The organism is Sphingomonas canaveralia (assembly GCF_047238125.1).
In the GTDB taxonomy this organism is placed as follows: domain Bacteria; phylum Pseudomonadota; class Alphaproteobacteria; order Sphingomonadales; family Sphingomonadaceae; genus JBDFMH01.
Map to the genome: position 1 here is coordinate 2,475,330 of NZ_JBDFMH010000001.1, position 20,609 is coordinate 2,495,938.

Here is a 20,609-nt window from a genome sequence, read left to right on the forward strand (position 1 = left end):
TACCATCCCCCCCGCCATGCCCGGCGAGGACCCCGGCGCCGCCCCGCAGCCACGCGATCTGCCCGAGCCATCGGCCGCGCCGACGCTGGACAAGTGGGCCTCCGCTGCCGCCAAGGAAGTGAAGGGGCAGGATCTGACCTGGGCCACGCCCGAGGGGATTGCGGTCAAGCCGCTCTATACGGCCGAGGATGTCGATGGCTGGGAGCCCGGCCTGCCCGGTTTCGCGCCGTTCACGCGCGGCGTGCGCGCATCGATGTATGCGGGCCGGCCCTGGACGATCCGGCAATATGCCGGCTTCTCGACCGCCGAGGAATCCAACGCCTTCTACCACCGCAACCTGAAGGCGGGGCAGAAGGGGCTGTCGGTGGCGTTCGATCTGGCCACCCACCGCGGCTATGACAGCGATCATCCGCGCGTGACGGGCGATGTCGGCAAGGCGGGCGTGGCGATCGACACGATCGACGACATGAAGATCCTGTTCGACGGCATCCCGCTCGACAAGATGTCGGTATCGATGACGATGAACGGCGCGGTGATTCCGATCCTGGCCTTCTTCATCGTGGCGGGCGAGGAACAGGGCGTCGACCGCAAGCTGCTCGACGGGACCATCCAGAACGACATCCTGAAGGAGTTCATGGTCCGCAACACCTATATCTACCCGCCTGAGCCGAGCATGCGGATCATCTCGGACATCTTCGGCTATACCAGCCGCGAGATGCCCAAGTTCAACAGCATCTCGATTTCCGGCTATCATATGCAGGAAGCCGGCGCGACGCAGGTTCAGGAACTGGCCTTCACCATCGCCGACGGCATGGAATATGTGAAATATGGCGTGGCATCGGGGCTGGACATCGACAAGTTCGCCGGCCGACTGAGCTTCTTCTTCGCGATCGGCATGAACTTCTTCATGGAGATCGCCAAGCTGCGCGCCGCGCGCGTGCTGTGGCACCGCGTGATGACGCAGCTGGGCGCGAAGGACGAGCGCTCCAAGATGCTGCGCACCCACTGCCAGACCAGCGGCGTCTCGCTGACCGAGCAGGATCCGTACAACAATGTGATGCGCACCACGATCGAGGCGATGGCCGCGATGCTGGGCGGCACCCAGTCCCTCCACACCAATGCGCTCGATGAAGCGATCGCGCTGCCAACCGATTTCTCCGCCCGGATCGCGCGCAACACGCAGATCGTGATCCAGGAAGAGACGGGGATGACCAAGGTCGTCGATCCCCTCGGCGGCTCCTATTATGTCGAGGCGCTGACCAAGGAGCTGGTCGACCGCGCCTGGGAGATCATCGAACGCGTCGAGGCGGAGGGCGGCATGGCCAAGGCGGTCGCCGCCGGCTGGCCGAAGGCAATGATCGAGGAGGCCTCCGCCGCCCGCGCCGCGCGTGTGGACCGCGGCGAGGATGTGATCGTCGGCGTCAACAAGTATCGCAAGGACAATGAGGATCCGATCGAGATCCTCGACGTCGACAACCACGCCGTGCGTGAGGCGCAGGTGGCGCGGATCGCCAGGGTGAAGGCCGGCCGCGACGAGGCTGCGACCCAAGCCACGCTGGATGCGCTGCGCGAAGGCGCGCGTGGCACCGGCAACCTGCTCGAGCTGGCGGTCGAGGCAGCCCGCAAGCGCGCGACGCTCGGCGAGATCAGCCTGGCGATGGAGGATGTGTTCGGCCGCTACGGCACCAATCCGACGCCGGTGAAGGGCATCTACGGTGGCGCCTATGGCAATGACGCGCGCTGGGCCGGGCTGGTCGACGGCGTCGGCGCGATCGGCAAGCGGCTGGGGCGCAAGCCGAAGCTGTTCGTGGCCAAGATGGGGCAGGACGGGCATGATCGCGGCGCGAACCTCGTCTCGTCCGCGTTCGGCGACCTTGGTTTCGAGGTGCTGGCCGGCCCGCTGTTCCAGACCCCGAAGGAAGCCGCCGAGATGGCGATCGCAGCCGACGTGGATGTGGTCGGCGCATCGAGCCTGGCCGCCGGCCACAAGACTCTGATCCCAGAGCTGATCGGCCATCTGCGCGATGCCGGCCGCAGCGATATCAAGGTGATTGCCGGCGGCGTGATCCCCGCGCAGGATTATCAGATCCTTCGCGATGCCGGCGTGCAGGGCATTTTCGGCCCGGGCACGAACCTCGTCGATGCGGCGGGGCAGGTGCTGCAACTGCTTGGCCACAACCAGCCGCCGGAAGCGGAGGCGGCCGAGTGACGACGGCGTCGTCCGAGGACCGGATCGCGGAAGCCGCCGCCGGCAGTGCCGAGCTGCTGCTCTATGATTATTTCAAGCATCTGACGACGCTCTCGCTGGTGGCGCTCGGCGGCGCACTTGGCATCGCGCCCGAGAAGGTGGGGCGCAACGAACTCGGCTTGGTGGTGATCACGATTGGGTTGGCCGGCGGCATCGCGCTGATGGGTCTACTGGCGATCACCCGCGCGCGTTCGGATGGATTGGCGATGCCCCGCCAGGTCCGACTCTATCGATCGCTTTCGGGCGGTTTCTTCAGCTTCGGGATCGGCATGTTTCTCGTTCTTTCGGTGTCGTCGCTGTGAGCTATCCCGATACCGCGCCCACCCGCGAGCAGATCGCGGCGCTGTTCGACCTGCCGTTTGCGGACCTGCTGTTCCGCGCAGCATCGTTGCACCGCGCACATCACGATTCCAACGCCGTCCAGCTCTCGACTCTGCTGTCGATCAAGACCGGCGGCTGCGCCGAGAATTGCGGCTATTGCTCGCAGTCGGCCAGCTTCGACACGGGGCTCAAGGCAAGCAAGCTGATGGATCATGACGCGGTCGTCGCCGCCGCGCGCGAGGCCAAGGCCGCGGGATCGCAGCGCTTCTGCATGGGCGCCGCCTGGCGATCGCCCAAGGAACGCGACATGCCGGCGCTCACGGCGATGGTGGCCGACGTGAAGGCGCTGGGACTCGAGACCTGCATGACGCTGGGCATGCTGACCCGCGACCAGGCCGATCGGCTGTCCGACGCTGGCCTCGATTACTACAACCACAACCTCGACAGTTCGCCCGACTATTACGCGCAAGTCGTGACGACGCGCAGCTATAGCGACCGGCTGGAGACGCTGGCCCATGTTCGCGCATCGGGCATGAAGACCTGCTGCGGCGGCATCCTCGGCATGGGCGAGAGCCGCGCCGACCGGATCGGCTTCCTCCATGCGCTGGCGACGCTGCCCGAGCCGCCCGAAAGCGTGCCGCTGAACGCGCTGGTGCCGATCGCCGGCACGCCGCTGGGCGATCGCGTGCTGGCGGACGAGACGGCGCGGATCGACGATATCGAATTCGTGCGCACGGTGGCGGTGGCCCGCATCCTGATGCCGCGGTCGGTGGTGCGGCTGTCCGCCGGGCGCGAAACGATGTCGGCCGCCACGCAGGCGCTGTGCTTCCTGGCGGGCGCGAACTCCATCTTCACCGGAGACAGACTGCTGACCACGGGCAATGCCGGCGAAGATGCCGATGCCGCGTTGTTCGCCAGCCTCGGCTTACACGCCGCCGCCGACGAACCGGCACGCGTGGCCGCATGAGCCTGCTACTGGCCCTGCTGATCCAGGCGGCGGCCGCGCCTTCGCCTGTGAAGCCGGTGCCGGCCAAGGCGCCGCCCGCTGCGGCGAAGCCGGCCGCTGCCCCCGCCGCGCCGCGTGCGCCGGCGCTGCGTCCGATCGACAGCGCCACCGCGCTCGATGCGTTCACCGGCGGCTGCTGGACCTATCTCGACGATCCCGACGGGCTGCGGGCGGCGCTGGCGGGCGGCACGCTGCCGCTGGTGCAGCAGCCCCGGCCTGAAGGCAATCCCAGCGAACTGTGGCGATCGAACCAGGCGATCCTGACCTACACCGCATCCGATTCGCTGCCGGCCGGCGTACCGACCCGGCAGTGTGTGCTGACCGTGCGGCTGTCCGGCGCGGTCGATCAGTTGGCGCTGGCCGCGCGCATTGCCGGCGCGCTGCAGCTCGCCGGCGGCCGTACCCGCACCTCCGGCGGGCTGTCGCAGACGGTGTGGGACGCGCCGCGTGGCCCGCGCATCCAGCGCCTGATCGCCGCCACCCGCGCCGCCCCCGGCGGCCAATCCGATCTGCGCCTGACCGCGCTTCTTCTCGCGCCAAAATAGCGGAGCCACGATGTTCAAGAAGATCCTGATCGCCAACCGCGGCGAGATCGCCTGCCGCGTGATCCGCACCGCCAAGAAGATGGGCATCAAGACGGTCGCGGTCTATTCGGACGCCGATGCGCGCAGCCCGCATGTCGAGATGGCGGACGAGGCGATCCGGCTTGGGCCGCCGCCGGCATCCGAAAGCTATCTGATCGCCGATGCGATCATCGCTGCGTGCAAGTCCACGGGCGCCGAAGCGGTGCATCCGGGCTATGGATTTCTCTCCGAGCGGACGAGCTTCGCCGAGGCGCTGGCGGATGCGGACATCGCCTTCATCGGCCCGCCGCCGGGGGCGATCGCGGCGATGGGCGACAAGATCGAATCCAAGAAGCTGGCCAAGCAAGCCGGCGTCAACGTCGTCCCCGGCTATCTGGGCGAGATCGCCGATACCGACGAGGCGGTGCGGATCGCCGGCGAGATCGGCTATCCGGTGATGATGAAGGCCTCCGCCGGTGGTGGCGGCAAGGGTATGCGGCTGGCCTATGGCGAGCGCGACGTGCGCGAGGGCTTCGAGGCGACCAAGCGCGAGGGGTTGGCCAGCTTCGGCGACGATCGCGTGTTCATCGAGAAGTTCATCGAAAGCCCGCGCCATATCGAGATCCAGCTGCTGGGCGACCAGCACGGCAACATCGTCTATCTGAACGAGCGCGAATGCTCGATCCAGCGCCGCCACCAGAAGGTGGTGGAGGAGGCGCCCTCCCCCTTCGTCACCCCCGCGATGCGCAAGGCGATGGGCGAGCAGGCGGTCGCGCTGGCGCGGGCGGTGGGCTATTACAGCGCCGGCACGGTCGAGCTGATCGTCTCGGGTGCGGACACTACTGGCGAGAGCTTCTACTTCCTCGAGATGAACACCCGCCTGCAGGTGGAGCATCCCGTGACCGAGTGCATCACCGGGCTGGACCTGGTCGAGCAGATGATCCGTGTCGCCTATGGCGAAAAGCTCGGCTTCACGCAGGAAGACGTGCGGATCGACGGCTGGGCGATCGAGAATCGCGTCTATGCCGAGGATCCCTATCGCGGCTTCCTGCCGTCGACCGGCCGGCTCGTCCGCTATCGCCCGCCTGCCGCCGATGGCGTGACCCGGGTCGACGACGGCGTGGTCGAGGGATCGGAGATCTCGATGTTCTACGATCCGATGATCGCCAAGCTGATCACCCACGGCCCAACCCGCGAGGCCGCGATCGATGCGCAGATCGCTGCGCTCGACCGGTTCGAAATCGACGGCATCGGCCACAATATCGATTTCCTGTCGGCGATCATGCAGCATCCCCGCTTTCGCGATGGCGCGCTGACGACGGGCTTCATTGCCGAGGAATATCCCGAAGGCTTCGCCGGGGCCGCTATGCCGGAGGGGCTGACCGTCAAGTTGTCCGCGATCGCGGGGCTGATCGCCAGCGCCGATGCCGCGCGGGCCGGGCTTATCGACGGGCAGCTGAACGGCGGCCCCGAGACGCCGGGCGAATGGGTGGTGACGCTGGACGGTGCCGAGCATCATGTCTCGATCGCGGGTGAGGCGGTGACGGTGGACGGCACCGCGGTGGTGGTCGACGCGCCCTACCAGCCCGGCCAGCGGCTGATCGAGGCGACGATCGACGGCGAGCCGCTGTCGGTGCGGGTCGAGAAGCAGCGCACCGGCTGGCGGATCACGACGCGGGGGGCCAGCCACCGGCTGCGGGTGCTGAGTCCGCGGGTGGCGGCGCTGGCGCATCACATGATCGAAAAGGTGCCGCCCGATCTGTCGCGCTTCCTGCTGTGCCCGATGCCGGGCCTAGTCACGGCGATCAACGTGGCGGCGGGCGACAAGGTAGAGGCGGGCCAGCCGCTGGCCACGGTCGAAGCGATGAAGATGGAGAATATCCTGCGCGCCGAAAAGGCGGGCACGGTGAAGGACGTCCAGGCCAAGCCGGGCGAAAGCCTGGCGGTGGACGCGGTGATCCTGGAATTCGAGACGGCGTAAGCGCCACGCCATCCCGGCGTTTGCCGGGATGGCGAACTATCTCAGGCCGGCTTCGTCTCTCCGCCGAGCAGCTTGATGATGCCCGAGAAATCGAGCCCGCCATGGCCGTTGTTGACGAACGCCTGGTAGAGCGCGCCCGCAGTCGATCCCATCGGCACGCTGGCATCCACATCCTGCGCCGCGGCGATCGCCAGCTTAAGGTCCTTCAGCTGCAGCGCCGCCGCGAACCCGCCCTGATAATCATTGTCCGCAGGCGTGGTCGGTCCGACACCGGGCACCGGGCAATAGCTGGTCATCGACCAGCTCTGGCCGCTGGCCTTGGACGAGATATCGAAGAAGGTCTGCGGATCGAGGCCGAGCTTCTGCGCGAGCAGGAACGCCTCGCAGGTGGCGACCATGGTTGCGCCGAGCAGCATGTTGTTGGCGATCTTGGCGGCTTGGCCGGAGCCCTGTGCGCCAGCATGGATCACCGCCTTGCCCATCTTGTCCAGGATCAGCTTGGCCGCGTCGAAATCGGCAGCCTCACCGCCGACCATGAAGGTCAGCGTGCCGCCGTTGGCCGCCGCGATCCCGCCCGAAACCGGCGCATCGACCATGCGATAGCCCTTGGCGGCGGCATCCGCGCCGACCGCCTTGGCGCTGGCGACGTCGATCGTCGAGCAATCGATCAGCAGCGCGCCGGCGGGTGCGGTGCCGAACACCTGATCGGCATAGACCGCGCGGACATGCTTGCCGGCCGGCAGCATGGTGACGACCGCTTCGGCATCGGCCACCGCTTCGGCCGCGGTGCCGGCGCGCGCGCAGCCCGCCTCGACCGCGCGGACAAGGGCGGCTTCGGACAGGTCGAACGCGCGGACCTGGTGCCCCGCCTTGGCGAGGTTCGCGGCCATGCCGCCGCCCATGTTGCCGAGCCCGATGAACGCGATCCTGGTCATGTCCTACCCTCCGTCGCTCCTGCGAAGGCAGGAGGCCATGTCTTTTAAGTCGAAGTGTCGGCGCTCGTCATGAGAGCCATGGGCCCCTGCCTCCGCAGGGGCGACGGGTTATTTCCCCGTCCAGTTGCCCGGGCGCTTCTCGACGAAGGCGGTCATGCCTTCGGCCTTGTCGTCGGTCGCGCACAGGCCGTTGAACAGGCGGCGTTCGAACAGGATGCCGGTGGCGAGCCCGGTCTCGAACGCGGCGTTCACCATCTCCTTGTTGGCGATCGCGGCCAGCGGCGGCATGCCGGCGATCACCGCCGCCATCTTCAGCGCCTCCGCTTCCAGGTCGGCCAGCGGCACGACCTTGCTGCACAGATTGGCCTTTTCCGCCTCGACAGCATCCATCATCCGCCCGGTCAGGCACATGTCCATCGCCTTGGACTTGCCGACCGCGCGCGTCAGCCGCTGCGATCCGCCCATGCCGGGGGCCACGCCCAGCTTGATCTCGGGCTGGCCGAACTTGGCGTTGTCGGCCGCGATCATGATGTCCGCCATCATCGCCAGCTCGCATCCGCCGCCGAGCGCGAAGCCGGAGACGGCCGCGATCCAGGGCTTGCGGGTCGCGGTCACCCGCTCGAACCCGGCGAAGAAGTTCACGCCATAGGCCTTGGCGAAGCCCATCGCCTGCATTTCCTTGATGTCCGCGCCGGCCGCGAACGCCTTGTCCATGCCGATCAGCACCAGGCAGCGCTGGCTTTCATCGGCATCATAGGCACCGAATGCGGCGATCAGATCGGCCAGTACCTGGCTGTTGAGCGCGTTCAGCGCCTGCGGGCGGTTGAGCCGCACCAGCGTCACCGCATCGCGGGTCTCGATCAGGAGGGTTTCGTAATCGGCCATCTCTCAGCGCTCCACGACGTCAAGTTCCAGGGGTTCCCAGCGCTGCCGGGCAGGCAGCGGCTGGAAGAAGGCATCGACCATCTCGTCGGTCACCGCTTCCGCGGTCGGCGGCTGCCATTGCGGGTTGCCGGTCTTCTCGATCAGCAGTGCGGTCACGCCCGCCAGGAAATCCTGGTGGCGGAACATGCGCATCATGATCCCGAATTCGAGCCGCATCTCCTCCTCGAAGTTCGCGCATTGCGGGCTTTCCACCAGCAGCCGCAACGAAACCTTGCAGGCGGTGGGCGAGCGGCCGACGATCGTGGCGTGCTGCTTTTTTGCCCAGTCGGACCCGTCCGCGGCCAGCGCGGCAAGGATCCCCTCCAGCCGGTCCGATGCGAACAGCCGGTCGATATCGTCGACGATGTCGAGGATCGGCGCGGCCGGCGGCTCGACCGATGCCTCGGCCAGGATCGCCTCGATCCGGTCGGGCGCGTCCGCCAGCTGCTGCTTCACATCCTCGAGCCGGTCGGACGGGATGTAGTGCGTCGCCAGCCGCAACGCGAGGCAGTCCGCCCCCGTCAGCCGCGCGCTGGTGAGCGCCAGATATTGCGCGACCCGGCCGCGCAGGCGCGAAAGATAACGCCCGCCGCCGACATCGGGAAAGAGCCCGATCGTGGTTTCGGGCATCGAGAAGACGGTCCGCTCGGTCGCGACCCGGTACCGGCACGGGCACGAGATGCCGACGCCGCCGCCCATCGTAATCCCGTCCATGAACACGACGCCCGGCTTCGGATAGGAATACATCAGATGGTTCATCCGATATTCCTGGAAGAAGAAGGCCTGCGCCGCCGCACCATGGCCGGCCGAGCTCTTGGCGATCGTCACCACATCGCCGCCTGCGCAGAAACCGCGGCCCTCGGCATGATCGATCATCACCAGCTCGATCGCGGGATCGGTGCGCCATTCGACAAGCGCGTCGGTCATCGCGCGCACCATTTCCAGCGTCAGCGCATTGATCGCGGCGGGGCGATCCAGCCGCAGCCGGCCGAGCTTGCCATCGACCAGTGTGCGGACATGGGTCTGGGTCATGCAGTTCATCTCGTTCCTTCGATCGGTCAGCTGAGCGCGTAGGATCCGGGCGCGGGTTCGATCGCCGCCAGCTCGCCGGTGGTGCCGGGCGCACGCGCGGGCACACGCTCGCCGCTGCCCTGTTCGTCCAGCCAGCCATCCCAGACCGGCCACCAGGATCCGGGGTGCTTCTCCGCCCCCTCCAGCCACGCCTGAGCGGTTTCGGGGAGCGCCGAATTGCGCCAATAGCCGTGCTTGTTGGCGGCCGGCGGATTGATCACGCCGGCATTGTGGCCCGATCCGCCCAGGATATATTCAACCGGCCCGCCGAACAGCCGTGCCCCGGCATAGACGGCTTCCCAAGCGGAGACATGATCCTCCTTCAGCGCGATCACCAGCATCGGCACGGTGATCTGCCCGAGATCGATCGGCGTGCCATCGACCGCGAAGCCGCCCGGATCGCGCAGCCGGTTTTCTTTCAGCAGCCCGCGATTGTACGACGCCAGGAAGGCGTGCGGGATACGCGCGCCATCCTCGAACCAGTAGAGCAGGTCCGACGGCGGCGCCTCGCGATCGAGCAGATAATGGTTCACCACCGACGACCAAATCAGGTCGTTGGCGCGCACCGCGGAGAATAGCTGCTGCAGCTCGTCGCTCTCGATGAAGCCGCGCTTGGCGAGATGATTCTCGAGCGCGCCGAGATGGCCCTCGTGCACGAACGCCGACCAGTCGCGCATGTCGGCGAAATCGACCATGCTGCCGATCAGCGTGGCGCTGGCGACCTTATCGCTACCGCCCCGCGCCGCCAGCAGGCCGAGCGCGAGCGCGATCAGCGTCCCGCCCAGGCAGAAGCCGAACAGATTGACCTTCTGCTCGGTCGCCCCGTGCACCGCGTCGAGCGCGGCAAGGATGCCGTCGCGCACATAATCGTCGACCCCGCAGGCGGCGTGGCGCTCATCCGGGTTGACCCACGAGACCACGAACACCGTCCGCCCCTGCTCGACCAGCCACCGCACCAGGCTGGATTTCGGCTGCAGGTCAATCATGTAATAACGGTTCACCAGCGGCGGCACGTATAGCAGCGGCTCGGCCGCCACCTCCGGCGTCAGCGGATCATATTGGATCAGCTGGAACAGATGGTTCTGGAACACGACCTTGCCGGGCGTGGCGGCGATGTTCTCGCCCTTGCGGAAGGTATCGGCCGTGCGCCGGCGCACGATGCCGCGCCCGCTGGACAGATCTTCCAGCATGTTGGCGAAGCCCGCGGCCAGATTGGCGCCGCCGGTCTCGATCGTGCGGCGCACCGCTTCGGGATTGGTGACCGCGAAGTTGGAAGGGGCGACCGCGTTCAGATACTGGTCAAGCAGGAAATTGACCATCGCCCGCTCCGACCCTGCGATCTCGGGCGTCGCCTCGACCATCGTGCGCAGCTGGTTCGATGCCAGCAGATAGGCATCGCGCACGGTGCGAAAGGCGGGATCCTCGCTCCATTGCTTGTCCATGAAGCGGCGGTCGCTGCGCGGGATCTGCGGATCGGGCAGTTCGCCGCGCCAGGCGTTGGTCCAGAAATCGGCCCACTGGCCGATCGCCTGCGCCTGCATCTCGAACAGTTGCTGCGGCTCGCGCGCCCAGCCCGCCATCAGCGCGGACATGCTGCTGAACAAAGCCGACGGATCGAACGGGCGGGTGGCGGCGGCGCTGGGCGCCTTGCCGGCCATCGCCGTCATCGCCGCCGCCAGCCGCTGCGATGCGCCCGACCAGAGTTCGACGATATTGGCGGCGGGCGCTGCTTCGCTGCTCATTGCTTCAGCATCTCGCGAGCCGTGATCATGCGCATCACCTCGTTGGTGCCTTCCAGGATGCGGTGGACGCGCAGATCGCGCCAGAAACGTTCGATCGGATAATCCTGCAGATAGCCGTAGCCGCCATGCAGCTGCAGCGCGCGATCGACCACCGATGATCCGGTGTCGGTCGAAAGCCGCTTCGCCATCGCGGCGAACTTCGTCTTGTCCGGGCTGCCCGCGGTCACCTTGGCGGCGGCCATGTAGAGCAGCGCGCGCGCCGCCTGAAGCTCGGTCTCCATGTCCGCCAGCGTGAACTGGGTCGCCTGAAAATCAACGATCCGGCTGCCGAACTGCTTGCGCTCGCGCGTGTAGCCGATCGCTTCGTCCAGGCAGCGCTGCGCGCCGCCCAGCGAGCAGGCGCCAATGTTCAGCCGCCCGCCATCCAGCCCCGACATCGCGATCTTGAAGCCATCGCCTTCCTGGCCGAGCCGGTTGGCGACGGGCACGCGCACGCCATCGAAATTCACCTGCGCGGTCGGCTGGGAACGCCAGCCGAGCTTCTTCTCGTTCGCGCCGAAGCTGACGCCGGGCATGTCCTTTTCGATCACCAGGCAGGAGATGCCCTTCGGCCCCTCCGCCCCGGTGCGGACCATGGTGACATAGACCTCATTCTCGCCGCCGCCCGAGATGAACGCCTTCGATCCGGTGACCACATAATGGTCGCCGTCGAGCACCGCCTTGGTCTTCAGCGCGGCCGCATCCGATCCGGACGAAGGCTCGGTCAGGCAATAGCTGGCGATCCGGTCGCAGGTCAGCAGATCGGGCAGGAAGCGGCCCTTGATATCCGCGTCGCCGAAGCGGTCGATCATCCACGCAGCCATGTTGTGGATCGAGATGAAAGCGGAGGTGGAAGGGCAGCCATAGGCCATCGCTTCCATGATCAGCGCCGATTCGAGCCGACCAAGACCGATGCCGCCGCTTTCCTCGGACACATAGATGCCCGCAAAGCCGAGCTCGGCCGCGGCCTTCACCGTATCGCGCGGAAAGATATGCTCCTCATCCCAATGCGCGGCATGCGGCGTGATCGCGTCCGCGGTGAAACGCTGCGCCATCTCCTGGATCGCGCGCTGGTCCTCGGTGAGGTCGAACTGGTCTGTCATGCAGCTTGCGCCATCCTCCGTGATTCCGTCATGCTGACGGAAGTCAGCATCCAGAGACGCTGCTTCCGATGATCGATCGCCAGCCCTGCGTCTATATCCTTGCGAGCGCCAGGCACGGAACGCTCTATATCGGGGTGACGTCCAACCTCCATCAGCGACTGCACCAGCATCGCACCGGAGCGACGAGCAGCTTCACCGGCAAATATCGGATCAACCGCCTCGTGTACTATGAGATGTTCGAGGACATGCCCAATGCGATCGCGCGCGAAAAGCAGCTCAAGGCGTGGCGCCGTGACTGGAAAGCCGTCCTGATCGAGCGCGACAATCCCGAATGGGCGGACCTTGCCTCTCTGCTTGGATTCGATCCGATGGCGTAGCGCGTCTGGATCCTGACTTTCGTCAGGATGACGCGTACGCCACCGCATCGAGGTTTCAATCACGCCAGCTTCTGGATCACGTCGCCGAACAGCGCTTCGTCGGAAGGCAGTTCCTTGGTCTTTGTGAGCGGCTTCGAAACCCAGGTCTCGTTGATCAGGTCGCGCCAGGTGATGTTGTTGTTGGTGCCGTTGCCGCCCCACGAGCCGCAGCCCAGCGAGAAGGTCTGGCGCATGCCGTTCCACAGATTGCCGCTGTTCGAAGCGGCCTGCGGCTGGTTCACCATCACGCGGCTGGTGCGCGTGGCGGCGGCCAGCTTCAGGATATTCTCGTCGCTCTGCGAATAGATGCCGCAGCTGTGGCCCTGCCCCTGGTAGGACTGGATGGCGTTGGTCAGCCGGATCGCATCGTCGAGATCCTTGGCGCGGTAGAGCGCCATCGTGACGGTCATCTTCTCGCCCGAGAAGGGATGATCGGCGCCGTAGCCGGTTTCGGGCACGATGAAGAACTGCGTACCCTCCGGAATCTCGAAGCCGGCATAGTCCGCGATGAATTTCGGCGTCTGCGCGACGACCTTGGCGTTGATCGCGCCATCCACCCAGATCGCGGCCTGCAGCTTGGCCTTCTGCTCGTCGTCGAGGACATACCCGCCCTTCGCCTTCAGCTTGGCGAGCATCTCGTCATAGATGGCGTCGACCAGGATGACGGCATTGTCGGACGAGCAGGACGCGGCCAGATCGAGCGTCTTGGAAATGCGGATCTTCTCGGCCGCATCGTCCAGGTCCGCCGTCTCGTCGACGGTGATCACCGCGTTGCCGACACCCACGCCCAGCGCCGGCGTGCCGCTGGAATAGGCGGCCTCGACCATCGCCGAGCCGCCCGTGGCCAGCACGCGATCGCACTGCTTCATCAGTTCGTTGGTCTTTGCGACCGAAGGCGTCTCGATCGCGATCACCAGATCGGCCGGCGCACCCATCTTCTCGATCGCGGCGCGCATCAGATCGACGATCTTCTTGTTCGTCAGCTTGGCGCGCGGGTGCGGCGCCACGATGATCGAGTTGCGGCCCTTTACCGCCGAAATCGCCTTGATCACCGGCGTCGCTTCCGGATTAGTGGAAGGCGACAGCGCGCCGATCACGCCGACCGGCTTGGCCAGCTTGATCAGGTTGCGCTCCTTGTCCTCTTCCAGCACGCCGACCGACTTGTCGTCGATGATGTCCATCAGCGTGGCGCGGGTCTTGCGGAAGATCTTGAGGAACTTGCCGTCATAATTGCCGAGCTGCGTCTCATCGACGGTGAACTGGGCGATCTCCTTGGCGACGTCCTCGCGCGCGACCGACCAGACCATCGCGCGGATCAGCGCATCGACCTGTTCCTGCGTGTAATTCTCGATCTGCTCCTGCGCCTTGCGCGAGCGTTCGACGAGAGCCGCGATCTCGTCATGGACCGCCTTTTCCTCGTCGCTGGCGAACGTGCGGGTTGCCTTGGCCATGATCCACTCCTGTACCGGTTCCAGATGGCGCGCGCGCATGACGGATCGTCCGCGCGGACCTTGCGGATAGGGTGCCGCCTGTCGGCCTTTGTGGAATTGCCCGCAAGGGGGTATCACTGCCACCGGCGGCGGCGATTTTGCAGCAAGGAGGTGCCATGTTCGACTGGGATGACCTGCGCATCTTCCTGGCGGTGGCGCGCGCACGGCGGATTGCGCCGGCAGCCCGCGCGCTCCAGCTCGATCCCACCACGCTCGGCCGGCGGCTGCAGCGGCTGTCGACAGGGCTGGGCGCGGAGCTGTTCGAGACTGTGGGGGGCGAGCGCCGGCTGACCGAACGCGGCACCGCGCTAATGGCGCATGCCGAAGCCGTGGAAAGCGCCGCCTTTGCCGCGATCGGCGATGTCGGCGGCGAGATGCAGAGCCTGTCGGGCCATGTGCGGCTGTCGGTGGCGGAGGGGTTCGCCAGCTTCATCCTGGCGCCCGCGCTGGCCGAATTCCATGCCGCGCACCGCGACATAAGGCTCGATCTCGTCACCGCATCAGGCTTCCTGAATCCATCGAAGCGCGAGGCCGACATGGCGGTGATGTTGGCGCGGCCGCGCACCGGCCGGCTGGTGGCCGCCAAGCTCGCCGATTACCGGCTGCGGCTCTATGCCGCGCGCAGCTATGGCGCGCCGCTGCCGGAAAGCTCGGCCGCGCTCGCCGATCATCCGCTGACCGGCTATGTTCCCGAATTCCTCTATTCGCCCGAGCTCGACTATCTGAGCGAGATCGCGCCGGGGCTGGAACCCGCGCTGCGCTCTACCAGCATCAACGTGCAGCACCGGATGATCGCGGGCGGGGCGGGCATCGGGGTGCTGCCGCGCTTCATCGGCGATGCCGACGATCGACTGGTGCCAGTAATGGCCGACAGCATCGAGATCCGCCGCAGCTTCTGGCTGGTCACCCATGCCGATGTCCGCCGGCTGGCGCGGATCGAAGCAGTCGGGCGTTGGTTGCGATCGGTGGTGGCCCGGCTCTGATCCGGGCGGGACGGGAGCATGTGCGCGATGATCAGTCTCTATACCTGGACGACGCCCAACGGCCGCAAGGCTTCGATCATGCTGGAGGAATGCGGCCTCGACTATGAGGTCCACCCGGTCGACATCGGCAAGGACGCGCAGTTCGCGCCGGAATTCTTGGCGATCTCGCCCAATAACAAGATCCCGGCGATCGTCGATCATGAGGCGCTGAACGAATATGGCACCGGCCCGATGACGGTGTTCGAATCGGGCGCGATCTTGCTCTATCTCGCGGAGAAGACCGGCCGCTTCCTCGCCCCGTCCGGCGCGGCACGGACGCGGGCGCTGGAATGGCTGTTCTGGCAGGTCGGCGGGCTCGGGCCGATGCTGGGGCAGCTCGGCTTCTTCGCGGTCCGGTCAGATGAAAAGGCACCGCTTGCGATCCGCCGCTTCACCGAAGAGGCGGATCGGCTGCTGGGCGTGATGGACCGCCGCCTCGGCGAGGCGCGCTATCTGGCGGGCGATGACTATTCGATCGCGGACATCGCCTGTTATGGCTGGACGGTGGCGGCGACGACCTTTCTGAAGGATGCTCTGGCTGACAGCCTGCCGAGCAAGGCCAATGTCACGCGCTGGCTAAATGAACTGGGTGCGCGTCCGGCGGTACAGAAGGGAATGCAGGTGCCCGAGGTCTGAGGGCAGCCCTCCCCCGCGGCAGGAGGGGAGCCTCTAGAAGAAGAACTTCTTGATCCCGTCGAGCACGAACTGGGCGGCCAGCGCGGCCAGGATCACGCCCAGGATGCGCGTGATCATCGCTTCGACCTTGTGGCCGAGCGCGCGCATCATCGGGCCGGCGGCCAACAGCGCCGCCAACGTCAGCAGCAGCGTCAGCCCCATCGCGCCCAGCACGACGCCACCTTCGATCCAGCCGTCCGCCCGGCTGGTGAGTAGCATCGCAGTCGCGATCGAGCCCGGCCCCGCGATCATCGGAATCGCCATCGGGAACACCGAGATGTCCTCAGTCTCGACCGGGCGATGCTCCTCGGCGGCACGGCGGCTGATCTCGTCGGCGCGTTCCTCGCGGCGCTGGGTACGCTTCTCGAACACCATGTCGATCGCGATCAGGAACAGCATGATGCCGCCCGCGATGCGAAACGCATCCAGGCTGATGCCGAGCGTGCGCAGCAACGCCTCGCCGAACAGCGCGAACACCAGCAGGATGCCCGCCGCCACCGCGACCGATCGGAACGCCATCGACCGGCGATGCGCCGGCGGCGCACCGCGCGTGAGGCTGGCGAAAATCGGCGCGCAACCGGGCGGATCGATGATGACGAGGAACGTCACCAGCGCCGACAGAAACTGCGCGACGAGCGCGTCGCTCATGCCGCGGCGGCCTCGTCGAACGGCAGGCCGGCGGCGCGGTGCGCGGCCACCAGCGTGTTGCGCAGCAGCAGCGCGATCGTCATCGGACCGACGCCGCCCGGCACCGGCGTGATCGCGCCTGCCACTGCCGATGCGCCAGCGAAATCGACATCGCCGACCAGCCGGCTGCCGCCTTGGCCGTCGTCGATCCGGTTGATGCCGACATCGATCACAGTCGCGCCAGGCTTCAGCCAACCGCCCTTCACCATTTCCGCGCGACCGACTGCGGCGACAACGATATCGGCGCGCGCTACCACCGCCGGCAGATCGCGCGTGCGGCTGTGCGCGATCGTCACGGTGCAGCTTTCGGCCAGCAGCAGCTGCGCCATCGGCTTGCCGACGATGTTGGACCGGCCAATCACCACCGCGTCCAGCCCCGACAGATCACCCAGCCGATCCTTCAGCAGCATCAGGCAGCCGAGCGGCGTGCAAGGTACGAAGCCCAGCTGGCCGACCGCGAGCCGGCCGGCGTTAACGACGTGGAAGCCATCGACATCCTTGTCCGGATCGATCGCCGCGATCACGCGATCGGCATCGATCTGGGGCGGCAGTGGCAATTGCACCAGGATGCCATCGACCAGCGGATCGGCGTTCAGCGTGGCGACCAGCGCCAGCAGATCGGCTTCCACGGTATCGGCGGGCAGGCGATGCTCGAATCCGGCCATGCCCGCCTCGCGCACGGCGCGGCCCTTGGACCGCACATAGACCGCGCTCGCCGGATCCTCGCCGACCAGCACCACCGCCAGCCCGGCGGGCCGACCCGCGGCCTCGGCGAAGGCAGCCGCCTGCTCACCGATCCGCGCGCGCAAGCCGACGGCGAACGCCTTGCCGTCGATGATCGCGGCGGCGGTCATCAATATCCGGCGACGGCCGGCAACATATATACCTGGATCACGCGCTGCAGCGCGAAGATCAGCAGCAGCACGACCAGCGGCGAGAAATCGAGCCCGCCGAAATCGGGCATTATCCGGCGGATCGGGCGATAGAGCGGCTGTGTCATCCGATCGAGCAGTTCGACCACCTGGCGCACCACCGGGCTCGACATGTTGATCACGTTGAACACGATCAGCCACGACAGGATCGCCTGGATCACGATGATCCACCACGCCACGTTAAGCAGGACGAGCAGCACTTCGAGCAGGACTTGCATCTGAACCTCTGATCAGCGGAGCATGGTCATCTAGGGCGTTCGTGCCGCCGCCACAACGGCGGCCGGTTCAGCCCATCCGCACCAGCGTGCCTGCGCCCTTCTTCGTGAAGATTTCGATCAGCATCGCGTGCGGCACTCGCCCGTCGAGGATGACCGCGGCATCAACGCCGCCCTGCACCGCATGCACGCAGGTCTCCAGCTTGGGGATCATCCCGCCGGTGATGGTGCCGTCGGCGCGCAGCCCTTCGATGTCGGTCGGGGTCAGGTCGGTCAGCAGCCGCTTTCCCTTGTCGAGCACACCGGCGACATCGGTCAGCAGGAACAGCCGTTCCGCACCGAGCGCGATCGCCAGCGCGCCAGCCATCGTATCGGCGTTGACGTTGTAGGTGTGGCCGTCCGGGCCGACCCCGATCGGCGCCACCACCGGCACCATGCCGCTCTTGCTGAGCGTATCGAACAGCCGGCGATCGATATCGACCGGCTCGCCCACGAAGCCGAGATCCACCGCCTGCTCGATCAGGCTGTCCGGATCCTTGCGCGTGCGGCGGACCTTTTCGACCACCACCGAATTGCCGTCCTTGCCCGATATGCCGACCGCGCGGCCGCCGGCGCGCGCGATCCAGCCGACAATTTCCTTGTTGATCGAGCCCGACAGCACCATTTCCGCAATCCGCGCCGTTTCCGCGTCGGTCACGCGCAAGCCGTCGACGAAGGTCGATTCCACGCCCAGCGTCTTCAGCATCGCGCCGATCTGCGGGCCGCCGCCGTGCACGACCACCGGGTTGATCCCGACCGCCTTGAGCAGCGCGACATCCTCCGCGAAATCCTCGGCCGCATCGGCGCTGCCCATCGCATGGCCGCCATATTTCACGACGAAGGTGCTGCCGGCATAACGCTGCAGATAAGGCAGCGCCTCGGTCAGCGTTTCGGCCTTCGCCAGCAATGCGGGATCGAGATCGTGAGTCATGGCGCGCGCCTTAGCGGGGACGCAATGCTTCTTGCACCCTTTTCGTCATCGCGGACTTGATCCGGGTTTCAGATTCGCCAGCGAAACGCCTGCGGCCCTGGGTTCCGGCTTTCCCTGGATTGACGACGTGGCGCCTATCGATCCAGCCGCCGCCCCAGCGCCACGAACGCGTAGATCAGCGGCGGCACCAGCACCAGCGACAGCACCACCTTGGCGATCATCTGCCCGACCAGCAACTCGGCGATCGGGAACACGCCCCAGAAGGCGATCGTCACGAACAGCAAGGTATCGACGATCTGGCTGAGCACGCTGGCGACGCCCGCACGCAGCCACAGCAGCCGGCCGCCCTCGCGCCCCTTCAGCCAGGAGAACAGCGTCACGTTCAGCGTTTGCGACGTGCCATAGGCGATGAGCCCACCGAGCCAGATCCGCGGGGTGCCCTTCATCATCAGCTCGAACGCGGATAGCCGCTCGGGCTGCATCTCGGACGCCGCCGGCGCTGCCAGCACCACCAGCGTCAGCAGGAGGGAAACGATCAGCGGCACGAAACCGATCTGCACCAGCCGGTTGGCGACATGGCGGCCATGCAGTTCGGCTACCGCGCTCGACACCACCACCAGCAGCAGGAAGGCGAAGATCCCCGCTTCCACCGCCAGCGGCCCCAGCGCCACCTGCTTATTGCCGAGCACGCCCGCGATGCAGACCATGCCGCCATAGAAGATGGCGAAGGCGAAGAGCGAGCGGGAGAGGGCGGGGGCGGGCGGCGCGGCGTGATCAGGATGCATCGCCGGACTGCTATCGTCTATCGGCGCGACAAGGAAGCCGGCTATGGGCTGTTCCTGTGGCGCGCCGCGTGTATCGTCGCGCGATCGCGGCGGGGGGCCGGCGCGCTCCATGCCATCCAACTGCCGGGACTGCCGACCGAATGACACGCTTCCTGATCGGCATCGCCGGTATCCTGCTGATCCTGGCGATCGCGATCGCGCTGTCATCCGACCGGCGTGCGATCCGGCTGCGCGTGGTGGGCGCGGCATTTGCACTGCAGGTCGGCATCGCGGTGCTGGTGCTGTATGTACCCGCGGGCAAGCGCGTGCTTGGCTTCATGTCGGCCGGGGTCGCCAATCTGCTCGGCTATGCCAAGGCCGGCGTCGATTTCCTGTTCGGTCCGCTCGCCACGCCCGAAATCGGGGGCAACAGCTTCGCGATCGCGGCGCTGCCGGTGATCATCTTCTTCGCCAGCCTCGTCTCTATCCTTTATTATCTGGGGATCATGCAGCTGATCGTGCGCTGGGTGGGCGGCGCGATCGAGAAGGTGACTGGCGTCTCCAAGGTCGAATCGCTGTGCGCGGCGGCCAACATCTTCGTCGGCCAGTCCGAATCGCCGCTGGTGATCCGCCCCTATCTGGCCGGGCTCACGCCATCGCAGCTCTTCACGGTGATGTCGTCGGGCATGGCGGGCGTCGCCGGCACGATCCTGGCGGCCTACGCCTCGATGGGGATCAGCATCGATCTGCTGCTGGCGGCCAGCTTCATGGCGGCGCCCGGCGGCATCCTGATGGCGAAGATCATGATGCCCGATCGCGCGGTACCGCCCGAAGGCGAGCTGCCGCTGGGCGACGTGCCCGATCCCGATGCGCAGATCCGCCTGGCCGAGGCACGGATCAGCGGCCAGGGCCCGGCCGCGCTGCTGCCGGAAGGCACACCCGGCGAGCCGATGCCCGATGCCACGCATGACGAGGAGAAGCCCGCCAACATCATCATGGCGGCCGCGCAGGGCGCGCAAACCGGCGTGAAGCTGGCGGTGGCGGTCGGCGCGATGGTGCTGGCGTTCGTCGCGCTGGTGGCGCTCGCCAATGGCATATTGGGCGGGATCGGCGCGTGGTTCGGCTATCCGCAGCTGAGCTTCCAGATGCTGCTGGGCCAGGTGTTCGCGCCGCTGATGTTCCTGCTCAACATCCCATGGAGCGAGGCGCAGATCGCCGGCGGCCTGTTCGGCGAGAAGGTCGTGCTCAACGAATTCGTAGCCTACATCCATCTGGGTGAGGTCAAGGCGCAGCTATCCGAGCGCTCGGTCGCGATCGTCACCTTCGCGCTGTGCGGTTTCGCCAATTTCAGCTCGATCGCCATCCAGATGGCCGTCACCGGCAGCCTGGCGCCGAACCAGCGCCCGATGATCGCGAAGCTCGGCATCAAGGCACTGGTGGCGGGCAGCCTGGCAAACCTGATGTCGGCGGCGCTGGCGGGGCTGCTGATCGGGGGTTGAAGCTGA

The 20,609-nt window shown here is 66.7% G+C and carries 21 protein-coding genes; 10 read left to right on the forward strand and 11 right to left on the reverse strand.

All coding sequences use genetic code 11. The features are described from left to right. The first annotated feature begins 16 nt into the window (after window positions 1–16). From scpA to ABC347_RS12370, 5 genes are read left to right on the forward strand one after another with little or no spacing between them, the layout of a single operon-like run. Window positions 17–2,209 carry a methylmalonyl-CoA mutase gene (gene scpA / locus ABC347_RS12350; RefSeq protein WP_413247055.1) on the forward strand — a complete coding sequence of 731 codons (2,193 nt, stop codon included), beginning with the start codon at window positions 17–19 and terminating at the stop codon, window positions 2,207–2,209. Further along, entirely contained in the window at window positions 2,206–2,550 is a 345-nt protein-coding gene (locus tag ABC347_RS12355; RefSeq protein ID WP_413246021.1) for a hypothetical protein, read from the forward strand. Before scpA ends, ABC347_RS12355 begins: the two co-directional genes overlap by 4 nt. Then, window positions 2,547–3,536, forward strand: a complete 990-nt coding sequence (gene bioB / locus ABC347_RS12360; protein WP_413246022.1) for a biotin synthase BioB — start codon at window positions 2,547–2,549, stop codon at window positions 3,534–3,536. The genes ABC347_RS12355 and bioB overlap by 4 nt, the downstream gene beginning before the upstream one ends. Continuing rightward, window positions 3,533–4,120: a hypothetical protein gene (locus ABC347_RS12365; RefSeq protein WP_413246023.1), complete on the forward strand. Its 588-nt coding sequence runs from the start codon at window positions 3,533–3,535 to the stop codon at window positions 4,118–4,120. The genes bioB and ABC347_RS12365 overlap by 4 nt, the downstream gene beginning before the upstream one ends. Before the next feature lie 10 nt (window positions 4,121–4,130). Then, window positions 4,131–6,119, forward strand: a complete 1,989-nt coding sequence (locus ABC347_RS12370) for an acetyl-CoA carboxylase biotin carboxylase subunit (RefSeq protein WP_413246024.1) — start codon at window positions 4,131–4,133, stop codon at window positions 6,117–6,119. Between the two features lie 41 nt (window positions 6,120–6,160). On the opposite strand, the gene mmsB is transcribed toward ABC347_RS12370, so the two are convergent. The 5 genes from mmsB to ABC347_RS12395 form a co-directional block, all read right to left on the reverse strand. Further along, on the reverse strand, window positions 6,161–7,054 hold the full coding sequence (gene mmsB, locus ABC347_RS12375; protein ID WP_413246025.1) for a 3-hydroxyisobutyrate dehydrogenase: 894 nt from the start codon (window positions 7,052–7,054) through the stop codon (window positions 6,161–6,163). A gap of 108 nt (window positions 7,055–7,162) precedes the next feature. Further along, window positions 7,163–7,939 carry an enoyl-CoA hydratase-related protein gene (locus ABC347_RS12380; RefSeq protein ID WP_413246026.1) on the reverse strand — a complete coding sequence of 259 codons (777 nt, stop codon included), beginning with the start codon at window positions 7,937–7,939 and terminating at the stop codon, window positions 7,163–7,165. A 3-nt stretch (window positions 7,940–7,942) separates the two neighbouring features. Further along, the gene (locus tag ABC347_RS12385) at window positions 7,943–9,010 is read right to left on the reverse strand and encodes an enoyl-CoA hydratase/isomerase family protein (RefSeq protein ID WP_413246027.1); all 1,068 of its coding nucleotides are present in this window, start codon (window positions 9,008–9,010) and stop codon (window positions 7,943–7,945) included. A 26-nt stretch (window positions 9,011–9,036) separates the two neighbouring features. Continuing rightward, window positions 9,037–10,791: a PHA/PHB synthase family protein gene (locus ABC347_RS12390; protein WP_413246028.1), complete on the reverse strand. Its 1,755-nt coding sequence runs from the start codon at window positions 10,789–10,791 to the stop codon at window positions 9,037–9,039. Then, complete coding sequence (locus tag ABC347_RS12395) at window positions 10,788–11,933, reverse strand: acyl-CoA dehydrogenase family protein (protein WP_413246029.1); 1,146 nt, start codon at window positions 11,931–11,933, stop codon at window positions 10,788–10,790. Before ABC347_RS12395 ends, ABC347_RS12390 begins: the two co-directional genes overlap by 4 nt. Before the next feature lie 71 nt (window positions 11,934–12,004). Here ABC347_RS12395 and ABC347_RS12400 point away from each other — a divergent pair, with 71 nt between their 5' ends. Next, complete coding sequence (locus ABC347_RS12400) at window positions 12,005–12,310, forward strand: GIY-YIG nuclease family protein (RefSeq protein ID WP_413247056.1); 306 nt, start codon at window positions 12,005–12,007, stop codon at window positions 12,308–12,310. A 59-nt stretch (window positions 12,311–12,369) separates the two neighbouring features. Here the strand turns inward: ABC347_RS12400 and ABC347_RS12405 are convergent, their stop codons facing one another. Next, window positions 12,370–13,800 (reverse strand): aldehyde dehydrogenase family protein, encoded by a 1,431-nt coding sequence (locus ABC347_RS12405; protein WP_413246030.1) that lies wholly within the window; start codon window positions 13,798–13,800, stop codon window positions 12,370–12,372. Between the two features lie 155 nt (window positions 13,801–13,955). Between ABC347_RS12405 and ABC347_RS12410 the strand changes: the two genes are divergently transcribed. Both ABC347_RS12410 and ABC347_RS12415 read left to right on the forward strand, forming a co-directional pair. Continuing rightward, entirely contained in the window at window positions 13,956–14,822 is an 867-nt protein-coding gene (locus ABC347_RS12410; RefSeq protein ID WP_413246031.1) for a LysR family transcriptional regulator, read from the forward strand. Between the two features lie 27 nt (window positions 14,823–14,849). Beyond that, window positions 14,850–15,497, forward strand: coding sequence for a glutathione S-transferase N-terminal domain-containing protein (locus ABC347_RS12415; RefSeq protein WP_413246032.1), 648 nt, complete (start codon window positions 14,850–14,852; stop codon window positions 15,495–15,497). A gap of 33 nt (window positions 15,498–15,530) precedes the next feature. On the opposite strand, the gene ABC347_RS12420 is transcribed toward ABC347_RS12415, so the two are convergent. The 5 genes from ABC347_RS12420 to ABC347_RS12440 all read right to left on the reverse strand — a co-directional run bounded on the left by ABC347_RS12420 (window position 15,531) and on the right by ABC347_RS12440 (window position 19,125). Further along, a complete protein-coding gene (locus ABC347_RS12420; RefSeq protein ID WP_413246033.1) occupies window positions 15,531–16,184 on the reverse strand; it encodes a MarC family protein in 654 nt (217 codons plus the stop codon). Further along, window positions 16,181–17,077 carry a bifunctional methylenetetrahydrofolate dehydrogenase/methenyltetrahydrofolate cyclohydrolase FolD gene (folD, locus tag ABC347_RS12425; RefSeq protein WP_413246034.1) on the reverse strand — a complete coding sequence of 299 codons (897 nt, stop codon included), beginning with the start codon at window positions 17,075–17,077 and terminating at the stop codon, window positions 16,181–16,183. The genes ABC347_RS12420 and folD overlap by 4 nt, the downstream gene beginning before the upstream one ends. Then, entirely contained in the window at window positions 17,077–17,373 is a 297-nt protein-coding gene (locus ABC347_RS12430) for a YggT family protein (protein ID WP_413246035.1), read from the reverse strand. The genes folD and ABC347_RS12430 overlap by 1 nt, the downstream gene beginning before the upstream one ends. Window positions 17,374–17,440: 67 nt before the next feature. Next, window positions 17,441–18,340, reverse strand: coding sequence for an acetylglutamate kinase (gene argB, locus ABC347_RS12435; protein WP_413246036.1), 900 nt, complete (start codon window positions 18,338–18,340; stop codon window positions 17,441–17,443). 134 nt (window positions 18,341–18,474) lie between these two features. After that, the gene (locus ABC347_RS12440; protein WP_413246037.1) at window positions 18,475–19,125 is read right to left on the reverse strand and encodes a queuosine precursor transporter; all 651 of its coding nucleotides are present in this window, start codon (window positions 19,123–19,125) and stop codon (window positions 18,475–18,477) included. Between ABC347_RS12440 and ABC347_RS12445 the strand changes: the two genes are divergently transcribed. Together ABC347_RS12445 and ABC347_RS12450 are read left to right on the forward strand one after the other, a co-directional pair. Beyond that, on the forward strand, window positions 19,120–19,269 hold the full coding sequence (locus ABC347_RS12445; RefSeq protein WP_413246038.1) for a hypothetical protein: 150 nt from the start codon (window positions 19,120–19,122) through the stop codon (window positions 19,267–19,269). The genes ABC347_RS12440 and ABC347_RS12445 overlap by 6 nt on opposite strands. Further along, window positions 19,266–20,603, forward strand: coding sequence for a NupC/NupG family nucleoside CNT transporter (locus ABC347_RS12450; protein WP_413246039.1), 1,338 nt, complete (start codon window positions 19,266–19,268; stop codon window positions 20,601–20,603). Before ABC347_RS12445 ends, ABC347_RS12450 begins: the two co-directional genes overlap by 4 nt. Window positions 20,604–20,609: the final 6 nt, after the last annotated feature.

Excerpts from the sequence above, each read along its gene's own strand:
- ABC347_RS12395 (WP_413246029.1), bottom strand. The coding sequence starts at position 11,933 with ATGACAGACCAGTTCGACCTCACCGAGGACCAGCGCGCGATCCAGGAG.
- ABC347_RS12450 (WP_413246039.1), top strand. The coding sequence starts at position 19,266 with ATGACACGCTTCCTGATCGGCATCGCCGGTATCCTGCTGATCCTGGCG.
- ABC347_RS12380 (WP_413246026.1), bottom strand. The coding sequence starts at position 7,939 with ATGGCCGATTACGAAACCCTCCTGATCGAGACCCGCGATGCGGTGACG.
- ABC347_RS12365 (WP_413246023.1), top strand. The coding sequence starts at position 3,533 with ATGAGCCTGCTACTGGCCCTGCTGATCCAGGCGGCGGCCGCGCCTTCG.
- folD (WP_413246034.1), bottom strand. The coding sequence starts at position 17,077 with ATGACCGCCGCCGCGATCATCGACGGCAAGGCGTTCGCCGTCGGCTTG.
- ABC347_RS12390 (WP_413246028.1), bottom strand. The coding sequence starts at position 10,791 with ATGAGCAGCGAAGCAGCGCCCGCCGCCAATATCGTCGAACTCTGGTCG.
- ABC347_RS12420 (WP_413246033.1), bottom strand. The coding sequence starts at position 16,184 with ATGAGCGACGCGCTCGTCGCGCAGTTTCTGTCGGCGCTGGTGACGTTC.
- mmsB (WP_413246025.1), bottom strand. The coding sequence starts at position 7,054 with ATGACCAGGATCGCGTTCATCGGGCTCGGCAACATGGGCGGCGGCATG.
- ABC347_RS12430 (WP_413246035.1), bottom strand. The coding sequence starts at position 17,373 with ATGCAAGTCCTGCTCGAAGTGCTGCTCGTCCTGCTTAACGTGGCGTGG.
- ABC347_RS12405 (WP_413246030.1), bottom strand. The coding sequence starts at position 13,800 with ATGGCCAAGGCAACCCGCACGTTCGCCAGCGACGAGGAAAAGGCGGTC.
- ABC347_RS12440 (WP_413246037.1), bottom strand. The coding sequence starts at position 19,125 with ATGCATCCTGATCACGCCGCGCCGCCCGCCCCCGCCCTCTCCCGCTCG.
- scpA (WP_413247055.1), top strand. The coding sequence starts at position 17 with ATGCCCGGCGAGGACCCCGGCGCCGCCCCGCAGCCACGCGATCTGCCC.
- argB (WP_413246036.1), bottom strand. The coding sequence starts at position 18,340 with ATGACTCACGATCTCGATCCCGCATTGCTGGCGAAGGCCGAAACGCTG.
- ABC347_RS12445 (WP_413246038.1), top strand. The coding sequence starts at position 19,120 with ATGCATCGCCGGACTGCTATCGTCTATCGGCGCGACAAGGAAGCCGGC.
- ABC347_RS12370 (WP_413246024.1), top strand. The coding sequence starts at position 4,131 with ATGTTCAAGAAGATCCTGATCGCCAACCGCGGCGAGATCGCCTGCCGC.
- ABC347_RS12385 (WP_413246027.1), bottom strand. The coding sequence starts at position 9,010 with ATGACCCAGACCCATGTCCGCACACTGGTCGATGGCAAGCTCGGCCGG.
- ABC347_RS12410 (WP_413246031.1), top strand. The coding sequence starts at position 13,956 with ATGTTCGACTGGGATGACCTGCGCATCTTCCTGGCGGTGGCGCGCGCA.
- ABC347_RS12415 (WP_413246032.1), top strand. The coding sequence starts at position 14,850 with ATGATCAGTCTCTATACCTGGACGACGCCCAACGGCCGCAAGGCTTCG.